The following is a 24,034-nucleotide window of genomic DNA, read 5'->3' on the forward strand; positions in this document are numbered from 1 at the left end:
CCTCATGCCTGCAGGCGCCCCCTTCTACATCGCGACGCCCATCTTCTATGTCAACGACGTGCCCCACATCGGCCACGCGTACACGGAGGTGGCCGCCGACGTTCTTGCGCGCTGGCACCGGCAAGCCGGTGACGACACCTGGCTGCTGACCGGCACCGACGAGCACGGGCAGAAGATCCTGCGCACCGCGGTCGCCAACGACACCACACCGAAGGCCTGGGCCGACAAGCTCGTCGCGGATGCCTGGCAGCCGCTGCTTCAGACGATCAACATCGCCAACGACGACTTCATCCGCACGACCGACGAGCGCCACGAGAAAGCGGTCGCCGTCTTCTTGCAGCAGCTCTACGACGATGGCCACATCTACGAGGGCTTCTACGAGGGCTTCTACTGCGTGGGCTGCGAGGAGTACAAGCAGCTCGACGACCTGATGGAGACCGACTCGGGCGAGTTCGCCGGCCAGAAGCTGTGCAAGATCCACTCGCGCCCGGTCGAGATTCTGAAGGAGAAGAACTACTTCTTCCGGATGAGTGCCTTCGCCGACGACCTGATGAACCTGTACCAGACGCAGCCAGACTTCATTCAGCCGGAGAGCGTCCGCAACGAGATCATGCAGTTCGTGCGGCAGGGGCTTTCAGATCTGTCGATCTCGCGCTCGAGCTTCGACTGGGGAATCAAGGTGCCGTGGGACGAGACGCACGTCGTCTACGTCTGGTTCGACGCGCTGCTGAACTACATCTCGGCGATCGGCTACGGCGTCGACGAGGAGCAGTTCCGCCGGCGCTGGCCCGCGGTGCAGCTCGTCGGCAAAGACATCGCACGATTCCACGCGGTCATCTGGCCCGCGATGCTGCTGGCCGCCGGGCTCCCCGTGCCGTCGCGCGTGTTCGGCCACGGCTGGCTGCTGGTCGGCGGCGAGAAGATGTCGAAGTCGAAGCTCACCGGCATCGCGCCCAGCCAGATCACCGACACCTTCGGCGCGGATGCGTTCCGCTACTACTTCATGAGCGCGATCAGCTTCGGCCAGGACGGCTCGTTCTCGTGGGAGGACCTGTCGGCCCGCTACCACGCCGAACTCGCCAACGGCTTCGGCAACCTCGCCTCGCGCGTCGTCGCCATGGTGGGGCGCTACTTCGAGGGCGTCCTGCCCGCGGCGGGCGCATCCACGGAGGCCGAGCTGGCGATCCAGCGCACCGTCGCGGCGGCGGCGCTGAACGCCGACGCGGCGATCGAACGACTGGCGATTCACGAGGCGATCGACGCGATCTGGACCATCGTCGACGAGCTCAACGGCTACATCACCGAGCAGGAGCCGTGGGCGCTGTCCAAGGATCCGGCTCAGCGTGAACGCTTGGGCACGGTGCTCTACACGGCCGCGGAGGGCCTGCGGGCGCTCGCCGTCCTGCTGCACCCGGTCATCCCTGAGGCCACCGCGAAGCTCTGGGCTGCGCTCGGGGCGGAGCCGGTGCTCGGGGTGCTCGAGGATCAGCAGATCCGCGAGGCGGGAAGCTGGGGTCAGCTGCCCGAGGGGGCGGCGATCCAGGCCCTGCAGGCCCTGTTTCCCCGCATCGAGGAGCCCGCGGAGGTGGGCTCGGCGTGAGCGACTCCTTCCTCCGGGCACGGGAACAGGCGGTCGCGTCGCGCGGCCGCGACTACCCGCCGCTGCCGGAGGCGCTCGTCGTGCCGGTGTACGACAACCACACGCACATGGAAATCGCCGACGGCGATGCCCCCCTCGACTACCGCGAACAACTCGATCGCGCCTCGAGCGTCGGCGTCCGCGGGGTCGTGCAGGTGGGCACCGACCTGGAGACCTCGCGCTGGAGCGCCGAGGTGGCGGCGCGCGAGCCGCGGGTGCTGGCCGCGGTGGCCCTGCATCCGAACGAGGCTCCGGAACTTGCCGAGCGCGGTGAGCTCGACGACCACCTCGCGGGCATCGCCGAACTGGCGGCCCGGCCGCGCGTGCGCGCCATCGGCGAGACCGGGCTGGACTACTTCCGCACCGAGAGCGAGGAGGGCAAGGCCGCCCAGGTGCGCGCCTTCGAGGCGCACATCGAGATCGCCAAGGAGCGCGGGCTCGCGTTGCAGATCCACGACCGCGACGCGCATCTCGACATCGTGCGGGTGCTCGACCGCGTCGGCGCGCCCGACCGGGTCGTCTTTCACTGCTTCAGCGGCGATGCCGAATTCGCCGAGCTGGTCGCCCGCCGCGGCTGGTACCTCTCCTTCGCCGGCACGGTGACGTTCAAGAACGCGCAGAACCTGCGCGACGCGCTCGCGGCGGTGCCGCGGGCGAACCTGCTCGTCGAGACGGACGCGCCGTACCTGACGCCGACGCCGTACCGCGGTCGCCCCAACTCCGCCTACCTGATGCCGTACACGGTGCGGGCGATGGCCGAGCACCTCGGCACGGATGCGTCGATGCTGGCGGCGCAGCTGAGCTCCAACACCGAACTCGTCTACGGCCATTGGGATGACGAGCCGGTCGATGCGCCGCCCGGACCGTTCGCGCCCCCGACGACGCCGATCGACCTGCCGGATCTGGGCTCGCGGTGAGCCTGCTCGGTCCCGCCGAGATTCGCGACCTCGCGGCGCTGCTGGATGTCCAGCCCACCAAGAAGCTCGGCCAGAACTTCGTCGTCGACGCCAACACCGTGCGTCGCATCGTGCGACTGGCGAAGATCGAGTCGGGCGACGAGGTGCTCGAGGTCGGTCCCGGTCTCGGGTCGCTCACCCTCGGCATCCTGGAGGCGGGCGCGCGCCTGACGGCCGTCGAGATCGACCCCAGACTCGCCGCGCAGCTTCCGATCACGGTCGAGTCGCTGCAGCCGGGTGCGCCGCTTCAGGTCATCACCGCGGACGCGCTACGGGTGACCGAGCTGCCCGCGCCTCCGCGCCGTCTCGTCGCGAACCTGCCCTACAACGTCTCGGTTCCGGTGCTGCTACACCTGCTCGAGACGTTCCCGAGCCTCGAGTCCGCGCTCGTCATGGTGCAGGCCGAGGTCGGGCAGCGCCTCGCCGCCGCGCCGGGGTCGAAGGTGTACGGTTCCCCGTCGGTGAAGGCGGCCTGGTACGGGCGCTGGTTCACGCAGGGACAGGTGAGTCGGCAGATCTTCTGGCCGGTGCCCAACGTCGACTCGATTCTCGTCGGCTTCGAGCGGGCCGAACGGCCGGGCACCGAGGAGGAGCGTCGCGCGACGTTCCAGATCATCGATGCGGCGTTCGGGCAGCGTCGGAAGATGATGCGCCAGGCGCTCGCCGAACTGTTCGGCGGCTCCGCCGCCGCGAGTGCGCGGCTGGAGGCGGCGGGCGTCGAGCCCACCGTGCGCGGCGAGCAGCTGACCGTCGCGCACTTCCTGGCGATTGCGCGCGCGGGTGCCCATTCCCCCGCGTGAGGGCATGATGCGCGTCCCGACTAGGGTTATGACATGGTGTCTCGGGGGCAGCTGAGTCGGGTGCACGTTCGTGCCCCCGGCAAGATCAATGTGTTCCTCAAGGTCGGTGCGCTGCAGGACGACGGCTATCACGATGTGGCGATCGCCTACCAGGCCGTGTCGCTCTCGGAGGATGTCATCGTCACGCCCGCGGATGACTTCTCGGTCTCGGTGACCGGCAGCGTCGAGCTCGGGCGCGTGCCCGTCGACGGGTCCAACATCGCGATCACGGCCGCCCGTCTGCTGGCGGCCAAGACCGGGTACCGCGGTGGGGCGCACATCGCGATCGAGAAGCACGTTCCCGTCACCGGCGGCATGGGCGGTGGCTCCGCGGATGCGGCCGCGACCCTGGTGGCGTGCGATGCGCTCTGGGGCACCGAGTTGCCGCGCGACGACATGTACGAGCTCGCTCGTCGGCTCGGCGCCGACGTGCCCTTCGCACTGACCGGAGGCACGGCGATCGGCACCGGCCGCGGCGACGAGCTCTCGCCGGCGCTGGCGTCGGGCACCTTCCAGTGGGTGCTGGCGCTTGCCGACTTCGGGTTGTCGACCCCCGCCGTCTATCAAGAATTGGATGCGCACCGCGAACGCCACGCGCGTGACATCTTCCCCGCCGACCCGAGCCCGAGCGTCGACACCGACGTGCTGCAGGCGTTGCGCGCGGGGGATCCGCACATGCTCGCCGCGGCGATGCACAACGATCTGCAGGCGCCCGCGCTCCACCTCGAGCCGGGGCTCGGCGACGTGTTGGAGCTGGGGGAGCGCAACGGCGCCCTCGCCGGCATCGTCTCCGGCTCCGGGCCGACCGTGGCGTTCCTCGCGGCCGACCTCGACGCCGCCCTCGAGCTGCAGGTGGCGCTCTCGGCCGCCCAGCTGAACGTCGTGCGGGCCACCGGGCCGGTGCACGGCGCCCGCATCATCGCCGACTGAGCCCGCCCCGCCCCGCCCGCGCCCGCTCGCGCCGAGCCCCGCGCGCTCATCCCGCGCCGCCCCACGCCGCGCCGAGTGTGACGTTTCTCCGGAGGTTTCGCGGCGAGGGAGTCCTCGAGCTCAACGATCGCGGGCGTGCGGGTGAGTTGCGCAACGGATTCTCCGGAGAAACGTCACACTGCGGGGGCGCGAGGCTCCGCCGGCGGTCAGCTCGCAGCGCTCGTGTGCACGGTGAGGGTCGCGGCGCCGAGCGTCAGAGCGCCGTCGCTCAGCGGTTCGGCACGGATGCCGCCGCGACCGAGCAGCGCGCGGTGCGCCCCCGGCGCGATCGCCTCATTCATCCAGGCGCACGGGTTCGCCGGCCGATGCGCGCGAACGCGGACCGGGCCGGCGCCGGAGTCGAGGGTGAAGGTGGTGCCGACCAAGGCATCCACGTCGATGCCGCGCAGCAGAACGTTGCGGCGCGTCTCGGTGAGACCGGGCAGCGGAACGCCGAGCTCGCGGGCGACGTGCTCGAGTGCCTCGACGCTCTGAAGCGTCAGGCTCGCCTGACGGTGCGCCGGATGCGCGAAGTGCCGATCCCCGACCACGCCCAGTCCGGCGCGCAGCGCGATTGACTCCCGCAGCTCGGAGCCCTCGACCGGCACCGGCCCGTCGGCGGGGCGCCCCTCGTAGCGGTGCACCGGGGAGGCGAGCAGCTCGACGATCTCGACCTCGTGCACCCCGACCGCGGACTTTGCCTCCATGCCGACACCTTAGGCTCGAAGGCATGGCACATCTGCTCGGCGCGGAGGAGCTCGCGCTCGAGTATCCGACCAAGGTCGTTTTCGAGAGCATCACCGTCGGCATCGAGGAGGGCGACCGGATCGGCGTCGTCGGGCGCAACGGTGACGGCAAGTCGACGCTGCTGCGTATCCTCGCCGGTCGTCAGGAGGCGGACTCGGGGCGGGTGACCCGCCGCGGCGGCGTGACCCTCGGCATGCTCGACCAGTCGGACGACCTGCCCGACGACGAACTCGTCTCGCACGCTGTGGTCGGTGACCGCGCCGAACACGAGTGGGCGGGCGATGCCCGGGCGCGCGACGTGATCGCGGGCCTGCTGCGCGATCTGCCCTGGGAGGCGCGGATCGGCGACCTCAGCGGAGGCCAGCGCCGTCGCGTCGCGCTCGCCGCCCTTCTCACTCGCGACTGGGACATCATCTTCCTCGACGAGCCCACCAACCACCTCGACGTCGAGGGGGTCGCCTGGCTTGCGCAGCACCTGAAGACGAGGTGGTCGCCGAAGCAGGGCGGGCTCGTGGTCGTCACCCACGATCGGTGGTTCCTCGACGAGATCTCGCTCGACACCTGGGAGGTGCACGACCGCATCCTGGAGCCTTTCGAGGGCGGGTATGCCGCCTACGTGTTGCAGCGCGTCGAGCGCGACCGGATGGCGGCGGCGAGCGAGGCGAAGCGCCAGAATCTGATGCGCAAGGAGCTCGCCTGGCTTCGCCGCGGCGCCCCCGCGCGCACCAGCAAGCCGAAGTTCCGCATCGACGCCGCCACCCAGCTGATCGAGAACGAGCCGCCCGTCCGCGACAGCGTCAGCCTGTCGCAGCTCGCGGTGACGCGCCTCGGCAAGGACGTCGTCGACCTGCTCGACGTGGGCGTTCGCTACGGCGAAACCGAGGTACTGAAAGACATCGAGTGGCGCATCGCGCCGGGGGAGCGCACCGGCATCCTCGGGGTGAACGGCGCGGGCAAGTCGACGCTGCTCGGCCTGGTGGCGGGCACGGTCGCCCCGACCAGCGGACGCGTGAAGCGCGGCAAGACGGTCAAGATCGCGGTGCTCGATCAGCGTCTCGATGAGCTGGCGTCGATCGCCGAGGAGCGCGTGAGCGCGGTGATCGGGCGGCAGAAGGCGGAGTTCGTGAGCAACGGCGTCGCCTTGACGCCGGGGCAGCTGCTCGAGCGGCTCGGTTTCACGAGTGCGCAACTGTCGACGCCGGTGAAAGACCTGAGCGGTGGCCAGAAGCGTCGGCTGCAGCTGCTGCTGATCCTGCTGGATGAGCCGAACGTGCTGATCCTCGACGAGCCCACCAACGACCTCGACACCGACATGCTCGCGGCGATGGAAGACCTGCTCGACTCCTGGCCCGGCACGCTGCTGGTCGTCAGCCACGACCGGTACCTGCTGGAGCGCGTCACCGACCAGCAGTACGCCGTGCTCGGCGGCCATCTGCGCCACCTGCCCGGCGGCGTCGATGAGTACCTCGCCCTCCGCGCCGCCTCCCTCCGCTTTTCAGGAGATTCTGCGACGGGAGTGGCTGGTGGGGCTTCCGGCGCCACTTCCACCACATCCGTCACACAAACTCCTGAAAAAGGGCTCGGGGGGGCGGAGCGGCGCGCGGCCGAGAAGGAGGTGTCGGCGATCGACCGGCGGCTCGTGAAGCTCGCCGAGGCGATCAAGGATGCCCACATCGCCTTCGCCGAGCACGACCAGTCGGACTACATCGGCCTTGCCGCCCTGCAGGAGAAGCTCGCGGCGCTCGAGCGCGAGTCGGCCGAGCTCGAGGAGCGTTGGCTGGAGCTGTCGGAGTCGCTCGACGCCTAGGGTCTCGCGGGCGTCAGATGCCCCCGCCGCCGCCGCCGCCCCCGCCTCCGGAGGAGCCGCCGCCGCCCGAACCGCCGGAGGACGACGAGCTCGCCGAGCCCGAGTACGAGCTCGACACGGTTGAGCTGAACGAGCTGACTCCCGCCGCGAAGCCCGCGACGGTGAAGGTGCCGTGTGAGCTCGAATACCAGTCGGGTGACTCGTCGGCGTAGAACTTCGAAAGCTCGGACGCCCACTGCTTCTCGAGCCCGAACAGCACCGCGTACGGCAGCAGGCGTTCGTAGACCCGCACGACGCGCTCGCGGTCGCGGGTCGCGACGATGCCACCATCGACCGCGATGCGCTCGGCGCCGGTGACGCTCTGCAGCATCTGCAAGCGGTCGGCCTCGGCCCAGCGGATGAACTCGGCGAGCCCTTCGAGATGCTCCTTCAGTTCGGAGCCGGCCGCCGTGCGCGGGTTGCGGCTTCCGAGCGCCGCCGAGACGATGATCCCGATCCAGAGCACCGCCATCGAGCTGAGCACGCCGAACGCGACCGCGGGCTCGCTCTCACTCGAGGTGCCGGAGACCATGCACAGCACGAACGCGACCGCCGCCGCGAGCACGACGATCCAGACCGGTCCGCGCGAGGGCTTGCGGCGCAGCCCGCTCTTCACCGCGAGCGTGCGGGCAGACTTCACCTCGCGGATCACCTTGCGGCCGAGCGCGGTGTCGTTCTTCTTCAGCCACTTCACGCCGTTCTCGCGGCTCGTGGATAGCGCGGCGAGGATGCGTGCCTCGTCCGGCAGCAGCGCGTCACCGCTCGGCGGTTCGAGCGCTTCGATTCCGAACTCGGTGCGCCCCCAGCTGCCGTCGCGCTCGCGGATGCGCACCCAGTGCCGCACCGCCAGGTCGAGGATCGTGGACGGCATCGCCTTGTTCTTCCGCCCGAGGATCTCGGCGGCGAGGAACAGGCTGACGCCCTCGGGCGGCTCGTACTGGGCGATCACGGTGCCGCGACCGGGCTCGTCACGCCACCGGCCGAAGCGGATGTATCCGGCGTAGATGAGCGAGAGCAGGCTGACCGCGACGCCGACGACCCCGATCGCGGGGATCAGCGCGAACGGATCCCAGGGCGCCGCCGCGAAGGTGCCGGCGGTGAAGGCGACGACGACGGTGACGTTTTGGTAGGCCCCGAGGTCGGTGGCGAGCACGCTGACCGTCTCGCCGGATTCGATGACCTCGCAGCGGTCGGTGGAGCCTTCCCAGCCCTGATAGCAGGCGGTTTCGGTCACCGCGCGCGAGAGTCCCGGCGCGAGGCTGACGGTGGCCGAGACGCGGCCGAAGGGCTGCGCCCAGCCGGTGCCGTTGACGTCCCAGTAGAACTCGTCGTCGTTGGTGTCGGCGAAGTATTTGGTGACGTCCTGCTGGGTGTACTCGATGACGTAGTGCTGCTCGCCGTAGACGTACTGGCCGAGCGGCACCGCGATGGTGATGGTGCGGAAGTCGCCGTCCGTGCCGAGTTCGAACTCGCGCGGCGCCCCGGTCTCGTCGGTCACCGAGACGACATCCAGGCGTGTCGAATGTCCGTCGTAGAGCGCCGGGATCGCGCGGATCATGCCGCGGTTCTGGTCGTAGTCGGGGAAGACGGCGACGAAGTGCTCGACGGTGCGCAGGGTCGAGCGGCCGTCGTCGTCGCGCCCGAGCTCGTATTCCACATCGAGGCTCGAAAAGACGAAGTCGTTGACCCCGGTGACCTGGTTCGGGGCACCCACCACCGAGACGGGGGCCGGGTCGTCGGCGGGGCTCGGCGCGGCCGAGGCGGCACTCGGCGCGAGAGCGAGCGGCAGTGCCAGGAACGGCAGGGTCGTGAGCAGCAGGGAGGCGAAGCGGCGTCGACGTGTCACGCCCGAGAGCGTATCGGGGTCGGTGGCGCGACGCGAGGACGGCGTCGCGCCACCGACGGGATCGCGGCTCAGGCGGTGATGCCGGCGGCCTCGAGGTTCTTCAGGAAGGCGCGCATCCAGACGCCGTTGTCGGGCCAGGCGCGCGCGCTCACCAGGTTGTTGTCGACGACGTCGCCGCCGCCAGAGAAGGTGGCCCCGGCGAGCTCGACGTCGATCGCGAGCTCCGGGTACGCGGAGGTGGTGCGTCCGTTGAGCACGCCGGCCGACGCGAGCAGCAGCGGGCCGTGGCAGGTGGCGGCGACCGGGGATTGACGGTCCAAGAACGCGCGCACGATGCGCTTGGCGTCCTCGTTATTGCGGATGTATTCGGGCGCCCGCCCGCCGGGGATGACGGCCGCGACGTAGTCATCCGGGTTGACGTCGGCGAAGGCGATGTCGGCATCCCAGCTGTGGCCGGGCTTCTCGGTGTAGGTGTCGTAGCCCTCGACGAAGTCGTGCACCACGAACTGCAGCTTCTTCTTCGTCGGGGCGGCGATGTCGACCTCGAAGCCGGCCTCCTGCAGGCGGTGGTACGGGTAGAAGACTTCGAGCGTCTCGGCGGCGTCGCCGGTGAGAATGATGATGCGAGCCATGCGGCCAACCTCCTTGTCAGCGGGCGGCGGTGTGCCGCCCTCGAGCATGGTGCGCGCGGGCGACGCGCCGCGACAAGGCGCGTTCCCACGATGTGCGAATCCGGTGCCGATCGGGCGGGGGAAGCCCTGGGTGCGACGCGCACCACGGTCGTACGATGGCGGGGTGAGCACTGCGATGGAGCAGGAGAGCGCGTCGGGCACGCAAGCGGCCGAGCGCCTCCTCGCGGTGCTCGAAATCGTCGGCTCGAGCGACGACGGCGCTGAGGTGGCCTCGATCGCCTCCGCCCTGGGGCTCAGCCTGTCGACGACCTACCGACTCGTGGGCGTGCTGCACAAGCAGGGCTACCTACTGAAGCGCCCGCACGAACCGCGCTACGTGCTGGGCCGGACGGTCGCTCTGCTCGGGATGGCGGTGAACCGCCAGGTGCTCGCCACCCCGGAGGTGCGCTCACTGCTGGAGTCGGCCCGCGACGAGCTTCACGCGCCCGTGTATCTGACGGCCTTTCACGCCGACGAGATCGTGGTGGCGCACATCGCCGACTCGCCCGCGCATCCGCGGATCGGGCAGCTGCATGTCGGCTTCGCCGAGTCGGCGCACGTGACGGCCTTCGGCAAACTGATGCTCGCGGCGAAGAGCCGCGACGACCTCGATCGGCACCTGGAGGAGCGCTCGCTGCGGGCGATCACCGGGCGCAGCACGACGGATGCGGCGGCGCTGCGCGCACAACTCGACACCGTGCGCCACGAGCGCATCGCCATCGAGGTGGAGGAGTACATGCCGCAGCTGGCGTGCATCGCGGCCCCGGTGCGCTCGGCGCACGGGCACACGATCGGCGCGGTTTCGGTCTCGGTGACGGCCGACGATTTCACCTCGCGCGCGGATGCGCTGGAGCGGGTGGTGCGCCGCACCGCGTGGACGGTGTCGTCGAGGCTGTCCTGAGGGGGATGGCCCGAGCGGCGACGGGCGTCGTCAGATGACGTAGATCGCCGGGTCGGAGTAGCGCTCGTCGGAGGCCGCACAGCGGGGCCGCGCGACGGCGGGGGCGCCGACCAGGAGCGAGTGTTCCGGGGCATCCGCGACGACGACCGCGTTGGCGCCGATTACCGAGTGCGAGCCGATGGTGACCGCGCCGAGCACGGTGGCACCGGCGCCGACCACGATGTCGTCGCCGAGGGTCGGGTGCCGCTTGCCGTGGCCGAGGCTCGTGCCGCCGAGGGTGACCCCGTGATACATCAGCACGTCGTCGCCGATTTCCGCCGTCGCGCCGATGACGATGCCCATGCCGTGGTCGATGAAGAGGCGGCGGCCGATCGTGGCGCCGGGGTGGATCTCGACGCCGGTGAGGAAGCGCGTGAATTGTGAGACGGCGCGGCCCGCGGTCTTCAGGTGATGCGTCCACAGCCAGTGCGCGACGCGGTAGCCCCACACGGCGTGCAGCCCCGAGTAGGTCAGCCACACCTCGAACGCGGAACGCGCGGCGGGGTCGCGCTCGCGCGCGTTGCGGATGTCGTCAAGCACTCTCAGTTGGCCAGGTCTTCGTAGAGCACCGTCGACAGGTAGCGCTCGCCGTAGCTCGCCAGCACGACGACGATCGTCTTGCGGGCGTTCTCGGGGCGGGCGGCGAGCTGCACGGCCGCCTCGACGGTGGCGCCGGAGGAGATGCCGGCGAGGATGCCTTCCTCAACAGCGAGGCGGCGCGCCATCGCCACCGACTGGGTGATGTTGACGTCGATGACCTCGTCGTACACCTCGCGGTCGAGGATCTCGGGAACGAAGTTCGCGCCGATGCCCTGAATCTTGTGCGGGCCGGGGGCACCGCCGTTGAGGATGGGGGATTCCTCCGGCTCGACCGCCACGATCGTCACCTCGGGCTTCTGCTGCTTGAGGTAGTTGCCGGTGCCCGAGATGGTGCCGCCGGTGCCGATGCCCGCGACGAAGATGTCGACGGCGCCATCGGTGTCCTCCCAAATCTCGGGGCCGGTGGTCGCGAAGTGGATCGCGGGGTTGGCTTCGTTGGCGAACTGCTTCGCGAGGATGGCGCCGGGGGTCTTGGCGACGAGCTCTTCCGCCGCGGCGACCGCGCCCTTCATCCCCTCGGAGCCGGGGCTGAGCACCAGCTCCGCGCCGTAGGCGCGCAGCAGCGTCTTGCGCTCCTGGCTCATCGTCTCGGGCATGGTGAGCACCGCCTTGTAGCCGCGCGCCGCCGCCACCATGGCCAGGGCGATGCCGGTGTTGCCGCTGGTGGCTTCGACGATGGTGCCGCCGGGCTTGAGTTCGCCGGACTTCTCGGCGGCATCCACGATCGCGATGCCGAGTCGATCCTTGACGCTCGCCGAGGGGTTGTAGAACTCGAGCTTGGCGAGCACCGTGGCGTCGAGGCCCTTCGTCACGGAGTTCAGGCGCACCAGCGGCGTCTTTCCGAAGACCTCGGTGATGTCGTTGTGGATGCGGGCCATGGCGTGTCCTTTGATCGAGCGGTTGCCGGTGCAACACGGGGCGGGGCGGCGGAAGTGATCCGAAGCCCAGTGTTACAGCGCGCACGCCGCGCCAGAAATTCCCCGGGCGAATGTTACGCCGACGTCAGCCGGGCGGGTGCGGTGACGGATGCCGGGGCGGGGAACAGCACCGTCACGAGCACCAACGCGACGCCCGCTCCGAGTAGCTGCGCGGCGATGAACCAGGGGGCGGAGGCGGCGGCGATCCCCGCGAAGCTGTCGCTGAAGATGCGCCCGATGGTGATCGCGGGGTTCGCGAAGCTCGTCGAGCTGGTGAAGAAGTAGGCACCGCCGATGTAGGCGCCGACGGCTGGGGCGGCGAGGGAGCCCCGCCCGGTGCGGACGAGGGCGAAGATCACGAGCACGAGTCCCGCGGTCGCGACCAGCTCCGAGAGCAGGGTGCCGGGGGTGGCACGCTCGGTGGTGCTCCAACTGATTGCCGGCAGCTCGAACATGAAGTTCGCGACGATCGCGCCGGCGATGCAACCGAGGACCTGGGTGGGAATGTAGCGCGCGGTCTCGGCCCACCTGCGCCCGCCGAGTGCCGCATCCACGAGGGTGACGACCGGGTTGAAGTGCGCGCCGCTGATGGAGGCGAAGACGGCGATGAGCACGGCCAGCCCGAGGGCGGTCGCCCAGGCGTTGCCGAGCAGCTGCAGCGCGACATCGTCGGTGAGTCGGGAGGCCATCACCCCCGAGCCGAGCACGATGACGGCGAGCCCGGCGCTGCCGAGAAACTCGGCGAGCAGGCGCGCGGTCGGGCGGTCTGTGGCGGGGCGCGAGGAGTCAGGCACGGGAGCGATCATAGACTGCTGTCTATGGTTCGAACGATCGACGACGGCGCGGCTCTCGCCCTGCTCGCCGATCCGACCCGGCGGCGGCTCGTGGCGCTCATTCTCGAGGCGCCGGAATCGCGCGCGCTCGTCGGGCGGCTCGCCGAGACGCTCGGGCTGACCCAGCCCACCGTGAGTCATCACGTCAGGGCCTTGGCCGAGCACGGCATCCTCGTCGGTCGGCCGGAGGGGCGGCGCACCTGGTACTCGGTCTCACCGGATCGTCTCGACGCCGTGCTCGACCTGCTCGGCGGCGCGCGCTCGGGGGTTGACGCCGACGAGGTGTTGGGCCGCATCGTCGACGACCTGGTGACACGGTTCGCCGGCACCTTTTCGCGCGAGACCGTCGAGCGGTACGTGCGCGAGAGCCATGACCTGCTGGCCGAGCGTGCGCACGACGGTCGCTATTTGTCGTCGCGGAGCGCCGAGTTCGCGGCCGATCGGCTCGCGGCGCTGGCGGCGGTGGGGCACGCGCCCGGCGGGACGCCCGAGGTGCTCTTCGTGTGCGTTCAGAACGCCGGGCGTTCACAACTCGCGGCCGCGATTCTGCGCCAACTCGCGGGCGACCGTGTCGTCGTGCGCACGGCCGGGTCGGATCCGGCGGACGCGGTGCGCTCGTCGATCGTGACGGTGCTCGACGAGATCGGCGTGCCGCTCGGCGCGGCCTTCCCCAAGCCGCTGACCGATGAGGTGGTGCGCGCCGCCGATGTTGTCGTCACGATGGGCTGCGGCGACGCCTGCCCGGTCTACCCGGGGCGGCGCTACCTCGACTGGGAGCTGGAAGATCCGGTGGGCCAGCCGCTGGAGCGGGTGCGCGAGATCCGCGACGACATCGAGCGGCGCGTGCGCGAACTGCTCGCCTCGCTCGCCCTTTCATAGATCGTGATCTATGATTTGAGCATGGCTGAGATCCCCACCGTCCTGTTCGTCTGCGTCCACAATGCGGGTCGCTCCCAGATGGCCGCCGGATTCCTGTCGGCGCTCGCCGGCGACCGCATCCAGGTGCTGTCGGCGGGTTCCGAGCCGAAAGACCAGATCAACCCGATCGCGATCGAGGCGATGGCCGAAGAGGGCATCGACATCACCGGCAACGTGCCGAAGATCCTGACGACGGATGCGGTGAAGGCTTCCGACGTCGTCATCACGATGGGCTGCGGCGACACCTGCCCGATCTTCCCCGGCAAGCGCTACGAGGACTGGGAGCTCGAAGACCCGGCCGGCAAGGACCTCGACACGGTGCGGCGCGTGCGCGACGACATCAAGGGCCGCATCGAGACGCTGATCTCGGAACTGCTGCCCGCCTCCGTCTGAGCGTGGTGGCGCGCTAGTCGAAGTCGAGGCTGAGGCGCCGCAGCAGCCCGCTGAGGCGTTCGCGATCGGCGGGGCTCAGGTGGGCGAGAAGCTCGGCCTCGCCGACCAGCAGGGTGCTGATGGCGGCATCCACGCGCTCGCGGCCCTCCGGCGTCATCGCGACGAGCACGCCGCGTCCGTCGTGCGGATCGGTGTGGCGCAGCACCAGGCGGCGCTCCACCAGCCGGTCGATGCGGTTCGTCATCGTGCCCGAGCTGACCAGGGTCTGCTGCAGCAGCGCCTTCGGGCTCAGGGTGTACGGCGAGCCGGCGCGGCGCAGCGCGGCGAGCACGTCGAATTCCCACGGCTCCAGGTTCGAGGCGGCGAAGGCCGCGCGGCGGGCTCGCTCGAGGTGGCGCGACAGCCGCGCGACGCGGCTGAGCACCTGCAGGGGAGCGAAGTCGAGATCCGGCCGCTCGCGCTGCCAGGCGTCGACGATGCGGTCGACTTCGTCGGCAGAAGGTTCGGCGGTCATTGACCCATTATCCCGGGCAACGCCGCACATGCCCGGCACCACGACGTGGCAAACTGGGTGGGCGCACTCGCGCGGTCCGCTGTGGTGTAACGGCAGCACGACAGCCTTTGGAGCTGTTAGGTCTAGGTTCGAATCCTGGCGGCGGAGCTTTAATGAGTTTGTGGCCGCATCGGATGCCTTTCCCGCACCGCCTCAACGCCCGCCGGACGTGGAAGATGACTTCCGTTCGTCCGATCTTCGTGACGACCTCTGGATCGCTCACTACCTGCCGCACTGGTCGACGCCGGAGCGCTCCCGGGCACGCTACGCGATCGCGCCCGGGGAGGGGCTCCGCCTGCTGATCGAGCACGATCAGCTCGATTGGCGCGACGAGGACGCCCCGCTGCGGGTCTCCAACATCCAGACCGCCGTGTTCTCAGGGCCGGTCGGCTCCGATCGCGGCACCCACCGTCACCGGCCCGACGGCCTCGCCGTGCGCACCGAGACCCCCGAACGGCTGCTCTGGGCGCCGTCATCGGGCCGCGTCGACGTCACCGCGAGCGCGAGTGTCGACGAGGGCTGCATGCTCGCGGCCTGGCTCGTCGGCACCGAGCATGTGTCGCCGAACGCCAGCGGTGAGGTCTGCATCTTCGAGATCGACGCGTCGGCGATCGGGCCGGCGAAGAGTGGCGCCCGGTGTGGAGTCAAGGCGCACGGCGATGCGTCGCTCGAGACCGACATGAGCGAGGTCGTCGTTCCCCTGTACGCATCGCGACCGCACACTTGGTCGGTCATCTGGGGCTCCGGCGAAACGGTGATCGGGTGCGAGGGGGTCGTCATCAAGCGCGTCCCTCAGGCACCGGACTATCCGCTGGTGCTGTTGATCGATCTTTTCGAGCTCGTGCCGCGCGGCACGTCCAGCGGCTATCCGAAGTCGGCGACGCTGCACGCGGTCCGCGGCTGGGCGGGCTCGGCCCGGGGCTCCGATTGATAGCGTGGACCTCGTCGCTCGGCGACAGCATCCGCACCCCTGCGCTGAAAGGCACTACGTGAAAAACGCACTCCTCCTCGGTGAGTCCTGGACGACCCACATGATCCACCAGAAGGGGTTCGACAGCTTCACGTCGACCGAGTATGTGGAGGGCGGGCAGGAGTTCCGCGCCGCGCTCGAGGCCGACGGCTGGACCGTCACGCACCTGCCCGCGCACACCATCGAGACCGCCTTCCCGGCGACGGCCGAGGCGCTCGCCGAGTACGACCTCGTCGTCATCAGTGACGTCGGCGCGAACACGTTCCTGCTGAGCCGCGCAGTCTTCGGCCGCAGCGTCTCGGAGCCGAACAAGCTGACCGCGATCCGCGACTACGTGCTTGCGGGCGGCGGCCTGCTGATGGTCGGCGGCTACCTCTCGTTCTCGGGAATCGACGCCAAGGCGAACTACGCCAACACCGAGCTGGCCGAGATTCTGCCGGTCGGGATGCTCACCACCGACGACCGTGCGGAGCGCCCGGAGGGCGCCCCGATCGAGGTGCTCGCTCCCGAGCACGCGGCACTTGGCGGCGTCGGAACCGAGTGGCCGGCGCTGCTCGGCTACAACCGCACCACCCCGCGCGAGGGTGCCGAACTGCTGGCGACCGTCGCCGGCGACCCGCTCGTCGCCGTCACCACGGCGGGCGCCGGGCGCACCGGCGTGTTCACCTCCGACATGTCGCCGCACTGGGCGCCGCCGCCGTTCATGGAGTGGGACGGCTACGCGCCGCTCTGGCGCGCGCTGTCGAGTTTCGTCGCGCGCTCCTAGCCCCGGATCGCCCGGGAACCGGCGGCATCCGCCCGTTCCCGGGTGTGAACCCGGCCAGGTAGGGAAGAATCACCCCATGACCGATTCCCGTCTTGCCGTGATCGTTTTGGCCGCCGGGGCTGGCACTCGCATGAAGTCGCGCCGCCCCAAGGTTCTGCATCCGCTCGCGGGGGTGCCGCTCATCGGCCACGTGCTGGCGAGCGCCCGTGAGTTGTCGGCGGAGTTCGTCGTCACCGTGGTGCGGCACGAGCGCGACGCCGTGGCGAGCGCGATCCACGAGCTGCTGCCGGAGGCGATCCTGGTCGACCAGGATGACATCCCCGGCACCGGCCGTGCCGTCGAACTGGGGCTCGCCGCCCTGCCTGCCGACTTCGAGGGCGAGGTCGTCGTCGTCAGCGGCGACGTGCCGCTGCTCGATGTGGCGACGCTCTCGACCCTGCTCACCGCGCACCGCGGCGACGGCGCCGCGGCGACCGTGCTGAGTGCGATCGTGGATGACGCCACCGGCTACGGCCGCATCGTGCGCGATGCGGCGGGGGCGCTCGATCGCATCGTCGAGCAGCGCGACGCGAGCGACGACGAACTCCAGATCACCGAAATCAACTCCGGCACTTACGTGTTCGCGGCGGCCGCCGTGCGCGAACACCTCTCGCAGCTCGGCTCGCAGAACGATCAGGGCGAGCGCTACCTCACCGACGTCGTCGCGATGCTCCGTCGGGCCGGTCACCCGGTCTCGGCCGTTCCTGCCCCGGATGCCTGGGTCGTCGAAGGCGTCAACGACCGCGTCCAGCTGGCCCGCACCGCCGCGCGCCTGAACGCGATGATCGTGCGCGGCTGGCAGCTCGCCGGCGTCACCGTGGTCGACCCTGCGACCACCTGGATCGACCTGCGTGCCACGCTCGCCGAAGACGTGGAGCTGCTCCCCGGTACGCACATCGCCGGCTCCACGACGGTGGCGCGCGGCGCCCGGATCGGACCGCAGACCACGCTGCTGGATTGCGAGGTGGGGGAGGACGCCGTCATCACCCGCACCGATGCCACGCTCGCCGTGATCGGCGACCGCGCCACCGTCGGGCCGTTCGCCTACCTGCGCCCCAACACGCAGCTGGGCGCCGACGGCAAGATCGGCACCTTCGTCGAGACGAAGAACTCACAGATCGGCGCGGGCAGCAAGGTGCCGCATCTGAGCTACCTCGGGGACACGACCGTGGGGGAGGGCTCGAACATCGGCGCCGGCACCATCACCGCCAACTACGACGGTGTGAAGAAGCACCCGACGACGGTCGGCTCGCACGTGCGCACCGGCTCCCACAACGTGTTTGTGGCGCCCGTGACGATCGGTGACGGGGCGTACAGCGGGGCCGGCACGGTCATCCGCAAGGACGTTCCCGCCGGCGCGCTCGCGATTCTGCAGGCGCCGCAACGCAACGTGGAGCGCTGGGTGGCGGCCAACCGGCCGGGTTCCGCGGCGGCCGAGGCGGCCGCGCGTGCACAGGGCGCCCAGGAGACCGACAACTAGCCGCACCTCGGGTCGCTAGACTGGCACTCCAAGGGCGAAAGGCGGAGGCGTGGCGGCCATCAAAATCCAGGGTGAGAAACGTCTGGTCCTGGTATCGGGCCGAGCGCACATGCAGCTCGCGGAAGACATCGCGACCGAGCTCGACTCCGAACTCGTGCACACCGATGCCCGCACCTTCGCCAACGGCGAGATCTATGCGCGCTTCGACGAAAGCCTGCGCGGCACCGACGTGTTCGTGATCCAGTCGCACACGAGCCCGATCAACGAGTGGCTCATGGAGCAGCTCATCATGATCGACGCGGCCAAGCGCGCGAGCGCCAAGCGCATCACGGTCGTCGCCCCCTTCTACCCCTACGCGCGTCAAGACAAGAAGGGCCGCGGCCGCGAGCCGATCTCGGCCCGACTCGTCGCCGACCTGTTCAAGGCGGCGGGTGCCGACCGCATCATGAGCGTCGACCTGCACGCCGCGCAGATTCAGGGCTTCTTCGACGGACCCGTCGATCACCTGTTCGCCATGCCGGTGCTGCTCGCGCACTTCCGGCAGAGCCTCAACCCCGAGACCCTCACCGTGGTCAGCCCCGACATGGGCCGCGTGCGCGTGGCGGATGTCTGGAGCGACAAGCTCGGCGCTCCGCTCGCGATCATCCACAAGCGCCGCGACCCGATGGTGCACAACCAGGTCACCGTGCACGAGATCGTCGGTGAGGTCGAGGGTCGCGTCTGCCTGCTCGTCGACGACCTGATCGACACCGGCCGCACGATCGTGCGCGCCGCCGAGGCGCTCAAGGATCACGGCGCCATCGGCGTCGTCGTCGCGGCCACCCACGCGGTCTTCTCCGACCCGGCGCCCGAGATCTTGCAGAGCTCGTTCATCGACCAGGTGGTCGTCACCGACACGCTGCCGGTGCCGGAGGAGAAGCGCTGGGATCGCCTGCAGGTGCTCCCGATCGCGCCGCTCATCGCGCGCGCCATTCACGAGGTCTTCGACGACGGTTCCGTCACGTCGATGTTCGACGGCGCTGCCTAAGCCGCCCCGGCGCGCTACGCCGGAACGCCCGGCTCCGGCAGGTTGCTCAAGCCGGGGATGAGTCCCAGGTAGTTCAGCACCGTGTCGGTGCCGTCCGAGTCGCGGGCAACGCAATACCAGCCCGGCCCGGCGGGGGCGAAGAGCTCGATCGTCGCCACCGGGGTGACGCCGCGCAACTGCAGCGAGTTGACGATCGTGGTGCACGCGAGCGTCGCGGTGCGGCTCTGCGTCGTGAACGCCGACAGCACCGAGGGCAGGATCAGCGCGAGCACGCCGATCACGATGACGATGCGCAGCACGCGCTGCATCATCGGGTTCCGCACCGGCCGTTCGTCGGGGGACGGCTGCGAGAGTTCGGGGTGGGCGTCGTCGTTCATCGTCCCGACAGTCTGTCACCCCGTCGCGCGGCGATGCCGAGCCGGGTGGCGCGCACCGCGAGTCCCACCGCGACGACGAGCGCGCCGCCCAGCACGCCGGGAAGCGGCAGCGTGAGCGCGAGCCCCAGGCATCCGACGATCCCGATCACCGCGATCGCGCGCGGGGAGCGCCGCTCGGCGGCGGGCTGCCGAAGCGCCGACAGGTTGGCGACGAAGTAGTACAGCAGCACGCCGAACGACGAGAACGCGATCGCGCCGCGCAGGTCGGCGACCAGCACGATTCCGGCCACCAAAACGCCGAGGCCGAGCTCGGCGACGTAGGGCGTGCGGAATCGCGGGTGGATGCGCGCCAGCACTCCGGGCAGCTCGGCATCCCGCGCCATCGCGAGGCTGGTGCGACCGATGCCGGCGATCAGGGCGAGCAGCGCCCCGAGCGAGGCGAGCGCGGCGCCGACGCGCACGAGCGGCACCGCCGACTCCCAGCCGGCCGCCGCCACCACGTCGGCGAGGGGTTCGCGACTGCCCGCGAGCCCCTCCGCGCCGAGGGCGCTGAGCGCCGCGGTGGCGACAAGGGCGTAGACGAGGAGCGCGGTGCTGAGGGCGATGATGATGGCGCGCGGGATGATCCGGGCGGGGTCTCGCACCTCCTCGCCCATCGTGGCGATGCGCGCGTAGCCCGCGAAGGCGAAGAACAGCAGGCCCGCGCCTTGCAGCACCCCGAACGCGGATGCCGGGTCGAGCTCGAGGGCGATCGCGGGCGCCGGGGAGGCGACGAACCCGGCCGAGACGACCAGGGCGAGCACCGCGAGCGAGCCCGCGACGAGGATCTTGGCGGCGAGGGCGGTGCGCGTGACGCCGAGCGCGTTGATGACGGCGAGCGCGAGCACGGCCGCCGCGGCGACCGGTTTCTGCCACTCGGCCGGCACCGCATAGGCGGCGAAGGTGAGCGCCATCGCGGCGCAACTGGCGGTCTTGCCGACGACGAAGCTCCACCCGGCGAGATACCCCCACCACGGCCCGAGCACCTGCCGGCCGTAGAGGTAGGTGCCGCCGGCGGCGGGGTAGCGCGCCGCCAACTGGGCGGAGGAGAGCGCGTTGGCGATCGCGACGACGGCGGCGATGCCGAGCCCGATGAGCAGGGCGCCGCCCGCGGCCTCGGCGGCCGGGGCGAGGGCGGCGAAGATGCCCGCCCCGATCATCGAGCCGAGCCCGATCGCGACGGCGTCGGTCGTGCCGAGCCGGCGGGCCAGTCGGGGAGAATCGCTCACGCCCGGATGTTAGCGGAGCGAGGTGGCCGGTCCACATCGCCGCGATCGGCTCTCGCCCGCGGCGCCGCGTCGGCGTAGCGTCAGAGCATGGACGACGACGCGACGAGCTGGATGCGGGAGCGCTTCACCGCCGCGCTCGGCATCGCGCCGCGCCCGATCGAGAACGTCGGCGAGCCGCGCCTGGTCTCGAGCTACCCGGTTTCGGCGCTCGCGACCGCGTCGATCGGGGCCGCCGCGAGCGCCGCGGCCGAGCTGATCGGCGAGGCCTCGAACGCCCGCCCCGCCGTGCGCGTCGACCGCGCGCTCGCCGATGTCTGGTTCGGCACCGCCGTGACGCCGGTCGGGTGGAGCCTTCCCTCGCCCTGGGATTCGATCGCCGGCGACTACGAGGCGGCCGACGGCTGGATCCGGCTGCACACCAACGCGCCGCACCACCGCGCGGCCGCGCTCCGGGTGCTCGGTGTCGCGGGGGAGCGCGAGGAGGTCGCCCGGGCGGTGGCGGTGTGGAACGCGGGAGAACTGGAGACCGCGGTCGTGAACGAAGGGGGCTGCGCGGCCGAGCTGCGCTCGCCCGCGGAGTGGGCCGCGCATCCGCAAGGCGCCGCCGTCGCGCAGGAACCGCTGATCGGCTGGGGGTCGACCGGAGATTCGAGCGGCGTGCCGAGCGGGTGGGAGCCGACGGCCGAGCGCCCACTCGCCGGGCTCCGCGTGCTCGATCTGACGCGCGTGCTCGCGGGACCGGTCGCCACCCGCCTGCTCGCCGGGCTCGGCGCGAACGTGCTGCGGATCGATCCGCCCGGCTGGGCGGAGCCCGCGCTCGAACTCGACCTGACCCTCGGCAAGCACTGCGCCCTGGTCGACGGTCGCGACCCCGCGGGGCTCGAGCGGCTGCTCGAACTGCTGGCGAGCGCCGACGTGCTCGTGCACGGCTACCGACCGGGGGCGCTCGACTCCTTCGACTTCGGCGAGGCCGTGCGCCGGGCCACCCGGCCGGGCCTCGTCGAGGTCTCGCTCGACGCCTACGGGCACACCGGGCCGTGGGCCCGGCGTCGCGGCTTCGACAGCCTGGTGCAGATGTCGAGCGGGATTGCCGCCGCGGGGCTCCTCGACGGCACCTCGTCGACACCGACCCCGCTGCCGGTGCAGGCGCTCGACCACGCCACCGGATACCTGATGGCCGCCGCCGCGCTGGCCGGGGTGACCCGGCGGGTGCGCGGAGGTGAGGGGTCGAGTGCGCGTCTGTCGCTCGCGCGCACGGCGCTCGAACTGGAGTCGGCACCTCGCGGCGACGGCGATGTCGGCGACGCTGGAGCCGCCCGCGAGCGAGCGGTGATTCCGACCACCCCGATCGAGTCGCCGTGGGGTCCGGCCGCGCGCGCCGACCCGCCGTTCCAGATCGAGGGGGCCCCGCTCAGCTGGGAGCGTGCGCCGCGCGCGCTCGGAAGCGATCCTTCGGCCTGGTGACGCTGACGCTCACCGCCGCCCACGCGAACGGGCGGTGCTGCGAGGTGGCAGCACCGCCCGTTGGCGAATCGACGCGCAGTTAGTGCGTGTCGGTGGCGCTGATCTCGGTGCGGTCGCCCGACCACAGTGTGTGGAAGGTGCCGTCCTTGTCGACGCGCTTGTAGGTGTGCGCGCCGAAGAAGTCGCGCTGACCCTGCACGAGCGCCGCCGGCAGACGGTCGGCGCGCAGGCCGTCGTAGTACGACAGCGACGATGAGAACGCGGGCGACGGGATGCCGGCCTCGGCGGCGGCAACGACGACGCGGCGCCAGGCCTCCTGGGTGCCGGTGAGCGCCTCGCGGAAGTAGGGCGCGGTCAGCAGCGCAACGAGCCCGGGGTTCTCGGCGTAGGCCTCGGTGATGCGGTTCAAAAACTGCGCGCGGATGATGCAGCCGCCGCGCCAGATCTTGGCGATCTCACCCTTCTGGATGTCCCAGCCGTACTCCTCGGCGCCGGCGATGATCTCGTCGAAGCCTTGCGAGTAGGCGACGATCTTGGAGGCGTAGAGCGCGCGGCGCACGTCCTCGACGAAGGCGTCGGCGTCCGCGACGGCCCACGCCTCGGCGGGGCCGGGAAGGTCGGCGGCGGCGGCGCGCTGGGCGGGCTTCGACGACAGCGAGCGGGCGAAGACGGCCTCGGCGATGCCCGAGACGGGGATGCCCAGGTCGAGCGCCGACTGGACGGTCCAGGCGCCGGTGCCCTTCGCTCCGGCCTGGTCGAGGATCACGTCGACGAGAGGAGCGCCGGTTTCGGCATCCACCTGGCGCAGCACCTCGGCGGTGATCTCGATCAGGTAGCTCTCAAGCTCGCCCCGGTTCCATTCGGCGAAGATGTCGGCGATCTCGGCCGGGCTCTTGCCCGTGCCGCGACGGATCAGGTCGTAGGCCTCGGCGATGAGCTGCATGTCGGCGTATTCGATGCCGTTGTGGATCATCTTGACGAAGTGGCCGGCGCCGTCGGTGCCGACGTGCGTGACACAGGGCTCACCCTCGGCGACCGCGGCGATCGACTTGAGGATCGGGCCGAGCGTGACCCACGCCTCGGCGGAGCCGCCGGGCATGATCGAGGGGCCGAGCAGGGCACCCTCTTCGCCGCCGGAGATGCCGGCGCCGACGAAGTTGATGCCCGTGGCGCGGACCGCCTTCTCGCGGCGGATGGTGTCGGTGAACAGCGCGTTGCCGCCGTCGACGATGATGTCGCCCGGTTCGAACACCTTGACGAGCTCGTCGATCACCGCGTCGGTGGCGCGGCCGGCCTGCACCATGATGATCGCGGTGCGCGGCGTGCTGAGCGATTCGGCGAAGTCGGCGTAGGTCTTCGCGGGCACGAATCCGGCCTCGGGGTGTTCGGTCACGAGGGTCTCGGTCTTCTCATACGACCGGTTAAACACGGCGACGGTGTTGCCTTCGCGACTGGCGAGGTTCCGGGCCAGGTTTGAGCCCATCACCGCCAATCCGATGACGCCGATGTTGGCCTTCGACTGCTCTGTCACGTCACTCCTTGTGGATGATGGGCCCGTGGGTACGGGAGGTGTTGGGGGGCTGCGGACAGCCGCTTCAGCCTAGCCCGCCTCGCGCGGATGCTCGCCGCGAGCGGCGTCGCCCACCTCGCGGGCGATGAGCGTGACGTAGGTTCGCGCGCCGGCTTCGGCGGCGTCCGCGTCGCTCGCCGAGATGGCCGCGGCGGTCGCCACATGGTTCTCCAGCGTGCCTTCCGCGGGCATCGCGGGCGTGAGTCCGAGCGCCGCACGGCCGCGAAGCACTTCCTCGACGGGCACCGCGAGTTGCGCCAGCATGGCGTTTCCGGATGCCTCCAGCAGCAGCCGGTGGAAGGCGACGTCGACCTCGAGGTACTCGGGGCTGTTGCCGAGTCCGCGGCGACCGAGGGCGTCGAGCTCGTCGCCGAGTTGGCGCAACCGGGCACGCTCGGTGAAGCTC

General features: G+C 70.6%; 24 protein-coding genes and 1 tRNA gene. 14 read left to right on the top strand and 11 right to left on the bottom strand.

Going from position 1 to position 24,034, the window contains the following annotated elements; all coding sequences use genetic code 11:
• Positions 1-4: 4 nt before the first annotated feature.
• Genes metG through QZ258_RS09055 form a run of 4 tightly spaced genes read left to right on the top strand, consistent with a single transcriptional unit; the run spans position 5 to position 4,364 of the window.
• On the top strand, positions 5-1,600 hold the full coding sequence (metG, locus tag QZ258_RS09040) for a methionine--tRNA ligase (RefSeq protein WP_294180781.1): 1,596 nt from the start codon (positions 5-7) through the stop codon (positions 1,598-1,600).
• Complete coding sequence (locus QZ258_RS09045; RefSeq protein WP_294180782.1) at positions 1,597-2,556, top strand: TatD family hydrolase; 960 nt, start codon at positions 1,597-1,599, stop codon at positions 2,554-2,556. The genes metG and QZ258_RS09045 overlap by 4 nt, the downstream gene beginning before the upstream one ends.
• Positions 2,553-3,395, top strand: a complete 843-nt coding sequence (rsmA, locus tag QZ258_RS09050) for a 16S rRNA (adenine(1518)-N(6)/adenine(1519)-N(6))-dimethyltransferase RsmA (protein WP_294180785.1) — start codon at positions 2,553-2,555, stop codon at positions 3,393-3,395. Before QZ258_RS09045 ends, rsmA begins: the two co-directional genes overlap by 4 nt.
• A 33-nt stretch (positions 3,396-3,428) precedes the next feature.
• On the top strand, positions 3,429-4,364 hold the full coding sequence (locus QZ258_RS09055; protein ID WP_294180787.1) for a 4-(cytidine 5'-diphospho)-2-C-methyl-D-erythritol kinase: 936 nt from the start codon (positions 3,429-3,431) through the stop codon (positions 4,362-4,364).
• 206 nt (positions 4,365-4,570) lie between these two features.
• Here QZ258_RS09055 and QZ258_RS09060 read toward each other — a convergent pair whose 3' ends face one another.
• On the bottom strand, positions 4,571-5,110 hold the full coding sequence (locus QZ258_RS09060; protein ID WP_294180789.1) for a molybdenum cofactor biosysynthesis protein: 540 nt from the start codon (positions 5,108-5,110) through the stop codon (positions 4,571-4,573).
• 23 nt (positions 5,111-5,133) lie between these two features.
• Between QZ258_RS09060 and QZ258_RS09065 the strand changes: the two genes are divergently transcribed.
• Positions 5,134-6,957, top strand: coding sequence for an ABC-F family ATP-binding cassette domain-containing protein (locus QZ258_RS09065; protein WP_294180791.1), 1,824 nt, complete (start codon positions 5,134-5,136; stop codon positions 6,955-6,957).
• 13 nt (positions 6,958-6,970) lie between these two features.
• Here the strand turns inward: QZ258_RS09065 and QZ258_RS09070 are convergent, their stop codons facing one another.
• Entirely contained in the window at positions 6,971-8,842 is a 1,872-nt protein-coding gene (locus tag QZ258_RS09070) for a DUF2207 domain-containing protein (protein WP_294180793.1), read from the bottom strand.
• A 68-nt stretch (positions 8,843-8,910) separates the two neighbouring features.
• Positions 8,911-9,474 (bottom strand): DJ-1/PfpI family protein, encoded by a 564-nt coding sequence (locus tag QZ258_RS09075; protein ID WP_294180795.1) that lies wholly within the window; start codon positions 9,472-9,474, stop codon positions 8,911-8,913.
• 163 nt (positions 9,475-9,637) lie between these two features.
• On the opposite strand from QZ258_RS09075, the gene QZ258_RS09080 reads away from it, so the two are divergent.
• A complete protein-coding gene (locus tag QZ258_RS09080; RefSeq protein WP_294180798.1) occupies positions 9,638-10,414 on the top strand; it encodes an IclR family transcriptional regulator in 777 nt (258 codons plus the stop codon).
• Positions 10,415-10,444: 30 nt separating this feature from the next.
• Here the strand turns inward: QZ258_RS09080 and epsC are convergent, their stop codons facing one another.
• The 3 genes from epsC to QZ258_RS09095 form a co-directional block, all read right to left on the bottom strand.
• Positions 10,445-10,999, bottom strand: coding sequence for a serine O-acetyltransferase EpsC (gene epsC / locus QZ258_RS09085; RefSeq protein WP_294180832.1), 555 nt, complete (start codon positions 10,997-10,999; stop codon positions 10,445-10,447).
• On the bottom strand, positions 10,996-11,931 hold the full coding sequence (gene cysK / locus QZ258_RS09090) for a cysteine synthase A (protein ID WP_294180800.1): 936 nt from the start codon (positions 11,929-11,931) through the stop codon (positions 10,996-10,998). Before cysK ends, epsC begins: the two co-directional genes overlap by 4 nt.
• 113 nt (positions 11,932-12,044) lie before the next feature.
• Complete coding sequence (locus QZ258_RS09095) at positions 12,045-12,764, bottom strand: MIP/aquaporin family protein (protein WP_294180802.1); 720 nt, start codon at positions 12,762-12,764, stop codon at positions 12,045-12,047.
• A gap of 24 nt (positions 12,765-12,788) precedes the next feature.
• On the opposite strand from QZ258_RS09095, the gene QZ258_RS09100 reads away from it, so the two are divergent.
• Entirely contained in the window at positions 12,789-13,682 is an 894-nt protein-coding gene (locus QZ258_RS09100; RefSeq protein WP_294180804.1) for a metalloregulator ArsR/SmtB family transcription factor, read from the top strand.
• A gap of 21 nt (positions 13,683-13,703) precedes the next feature.
• Positions 13,704-14,114: an arsenate reductase ArsC gene (locus QZ258_RS09105; protein WP_294180805.1), complete on the top strand. Its 411-nt coding sequence runs from the start codon at positions 13,704-13,706 to the stop codon at positions 14,112-14,114.
• A gap of 13 nt (positions 14,115-14,127) precedes the next feature.
• On the opposite strand, the gene QZ258_RS09110 is transcribed toward QZ258_RS09105, so the two are convergent.
• Positions 14,128-14,628, bottom strand: coding sequence for a MarR family winged helix-turn-helix transcriptional regulator (locus tag QZ258_RS09110; protein ID WP_294180807.1), 501 nt, complete (start codon positions 14,626-14,628; stop codon positions 14,128-14,130).
• 75 nt (positions 14,629-14,703) lie between these two features.
• Here QZ258_RS09110 and QZ258_RS09115 point away from each other — a divergent pair.
• The 5 genes from QZ258_RS09115 to QZ258_RS09135 all read left to right on the top strand — a co-directional run bounded on the left by QZ258_RS09115 (position 14,704) and on the right by QZ258_RS09135 (position 18,949).
• Positions 14,704-14,775 (top strand) — tRNA-Gln (locus QZ258_RS09115).
• Between the two features lie 61 nt (positions 14,776-14,836).
• Positions 14,837-15,598, top strand: a complete 762-nt coding sequence (locus QZ258_RS09120) for a hypothetical protein (RefSeq protein WP_294180809.1) — start codon at positions 14,837-14,839, stop codon at positions 15,596-15,598.
• Between the two features lie 58 nt (positions 15,599-15,656).
• On the top strand, positions 15,657-16,403 hold the full coding sequence (locus tag QZ258_RS09125; protein ID WP_294180811.1) for a glutamine amidotransferase: 747 nt from the start codon (positions 15,657-15,659) through the stop codon (positions 16,401-16,403).
• A 76-nt stretch (positions 16,404-16,479) separates the two neighbouring features.
• Positions 16,480-17,922 carry a bifunctional UDP-N-acetylglucosamine diphosphorylase/glucosamine-1-phosphate N-acetyltransferase GlmU gene (gene glmU / locus QZ258_RS09130; RefSeq protein ID WP_294180813.1) on the top strand — a complete coding sequence of 481 codons (1,443 nt, stop codon included), beginning with the start codon at positions 16,480-16,482 and terminating at the stop codon, positions 17,920-17,922.
• A gap of 49 nt (positions 17,923-17,971) precedes the next feature.
• Positions 17,972-18,949, top strand: coding sequence for a ribose-phosphate diphosphokinase (locus QZ258_RS09135; protein ID WP_294180815.1), 978 nt, complete (start codon positions 17,972-17,974; stop codon positions 18,947-18,949).
• Between the two features lie 14 nt (positions 18,950-18,963).
• Here QZ258_RS09135 and QZ258_RS09140 read toward each other — a convergent pair whose 3' ends face one another.
• The gene (locus QZ258_RS09140; protein ID WP_294180817.1) at positions 18,964-19,326 is read right to left on the bottom strand and encodes a hypothetical protein; all 363 of its coding nucleotides are present in this window, start codon (positions 19,324-19,326) and stop codon (positions 18,964-18,966) included.
• Positions 19,323-20,594: an APC family permease gene (locus tag QZ258_RS09145; RefSeq protein WP_294180818.1), complete on the bottom strand. Its 1,272-nt coding sequence runs from the start codon at positions 20,592-20,594 to the stop codon at positions 19,323-19,325. The genes QZ258_RS09140 and QZ258_RS09145 overlap by 4 nt, the downstream gene beginning before the upstream one ends.
• A gap of 87 nt (positions 20,595-20,681) precedes the next feature.
• Here QZ258_RS09145 and QZ258_RS09150 point away from each other — a divergent pair, with 87 nt between their 5' ends.
• The gene (locus tag QZ258_RS09150; RefSeq protein ID WP_294180820.1) at positions 20,682-22,058 is read left to right on the top strand and encodes a CoA transferase; all 1,377 of its coding nucleotides are present in this window, start codon (positions 20,682-20,684) and stop codon (positions 22,056-22,058) included.
• A gap of 79 nt (positions 22,059-22,137) precedes the next feature.
• On the opposite strand, the gene gndA is transcribed toward QZ258_RS09150, so the two are convergent.
• Both gndA and QZ258_RS09160 read right to left on the bottom strand, forming a co-directional pair.
• Positions 22,138-23,589 carry an NADP-dependent phosphogluconate dehydrogenase gene (gene gndA / locus QZ258_RS09155; RefSeq protein WP_294180822.1) on the bottom strand — a complete coding sequence of 484 codons (1,452 nt, stop codon included), beginning with the start codon at positions 23,587-23,589 and terminating at the stop codon, positions 22,138-22,140.
• Positions 23,590-23,658: 69 nt separating this feature from the next.
• Positions 23,659-24,034: FCD domain-containing protein (locus tag QZ258_RS09160; protein WP_294180824.1), on the bottom strand; the 376-nt coding region annotated here is incomplete at its 5' end.

It is taken from the genome of uncultured Schumannella sp. (assembly GCF_905479755.1).
Lineage (GTDB): Bacteria > Actinomycetota > Actinomycetes > Actinomycetales > Microbacteriaceae > DCRR01.

Bases quoted from the DNA above. Each gene is read 5' to 3' on its own strand.
- QZ258_RS09150 (WP_294180820.1), top strand. From the start codon at position 20,682: ATGGACGACGACGCGACGAGCTGGATGCGGGAGCGCTTCACCGCCGCG.
- glmU (WP_294180813.1), top strand. From the start codon at position 16,480: ATGACCGATTCCCGTCTTGCCGTGATCGTTTTGGCCGCCGGGGCTGGC.
- QZ258_RS09110 (WP_294180807.1), bottom strand. From the start codon at position 14,628: ATGACCGCCGAACCTTCTGCCGACGAAGTCGACCGCATCGTCGACGCC.
- QZ258_RS09140 (WP_294180817.1), bottom strand. From the start codon at position 19,326: ATGAACGACGACGCCCACCCCGAACTCTCGCAGCCGTCCCCCGACGAA.
- QZ258_RS09055 (WP_294180787.1), top strand. From the start codon at position 3,429: ATGGTGTCTCGGGGGCAGCTGAGTCGGGTGCACGTTCGTGCCCCCGGC.
- cysK (WP_294180800.1), bottom strand. From the start codon at position 11,931: ATGGCCCGCATCCACAACGACATCACCGAGGTCTTCGGAAAGACGCCG.
- QZ258_RS09075 (WP_294180795.1), bottom strand. From the start codon at position 9,474: ATGGCTCGCATCATCATTCTCACCGGCGACGCCGCCGAGACGCTCGAA.
- QZ258_RS09100 (WP_294180804.1), top strand. From the start codon at position 12,789: ATGGTTCGAACGATCGACGACGGCGCGGCTCTCGCCCTGCTCGCCGAT.
- metG (WP_294180781.1), top strand. From the start codon at position 5: ATGCCTGCAGGCGCCCCCTTCTACATCGCGACGCCCATCTTCTATGTC.
- QZ258_RS09065 (WP_294180791.1), top strand. From the start codon at position 5,134: ATGGCACATCTGCTCGGCGCGGAGGAGCTCGCGCTCGAGTATCCGACC.
- QZ258_RS09105 (WP_294180805.1), top strand. From the start codon at position 13,704: ATGGCTGAGATCCCCACCGTCCTGTTCGTCTGCGTCCACAATGCGGGT.
- QZ258_RS09060 (WP_294180789.1), bottom strand. From the start codon at position 5,110: ATGGAGGCAAAGTCCGCGGTCGGGGTGCACGAGGTCGAGATCGTCGAG.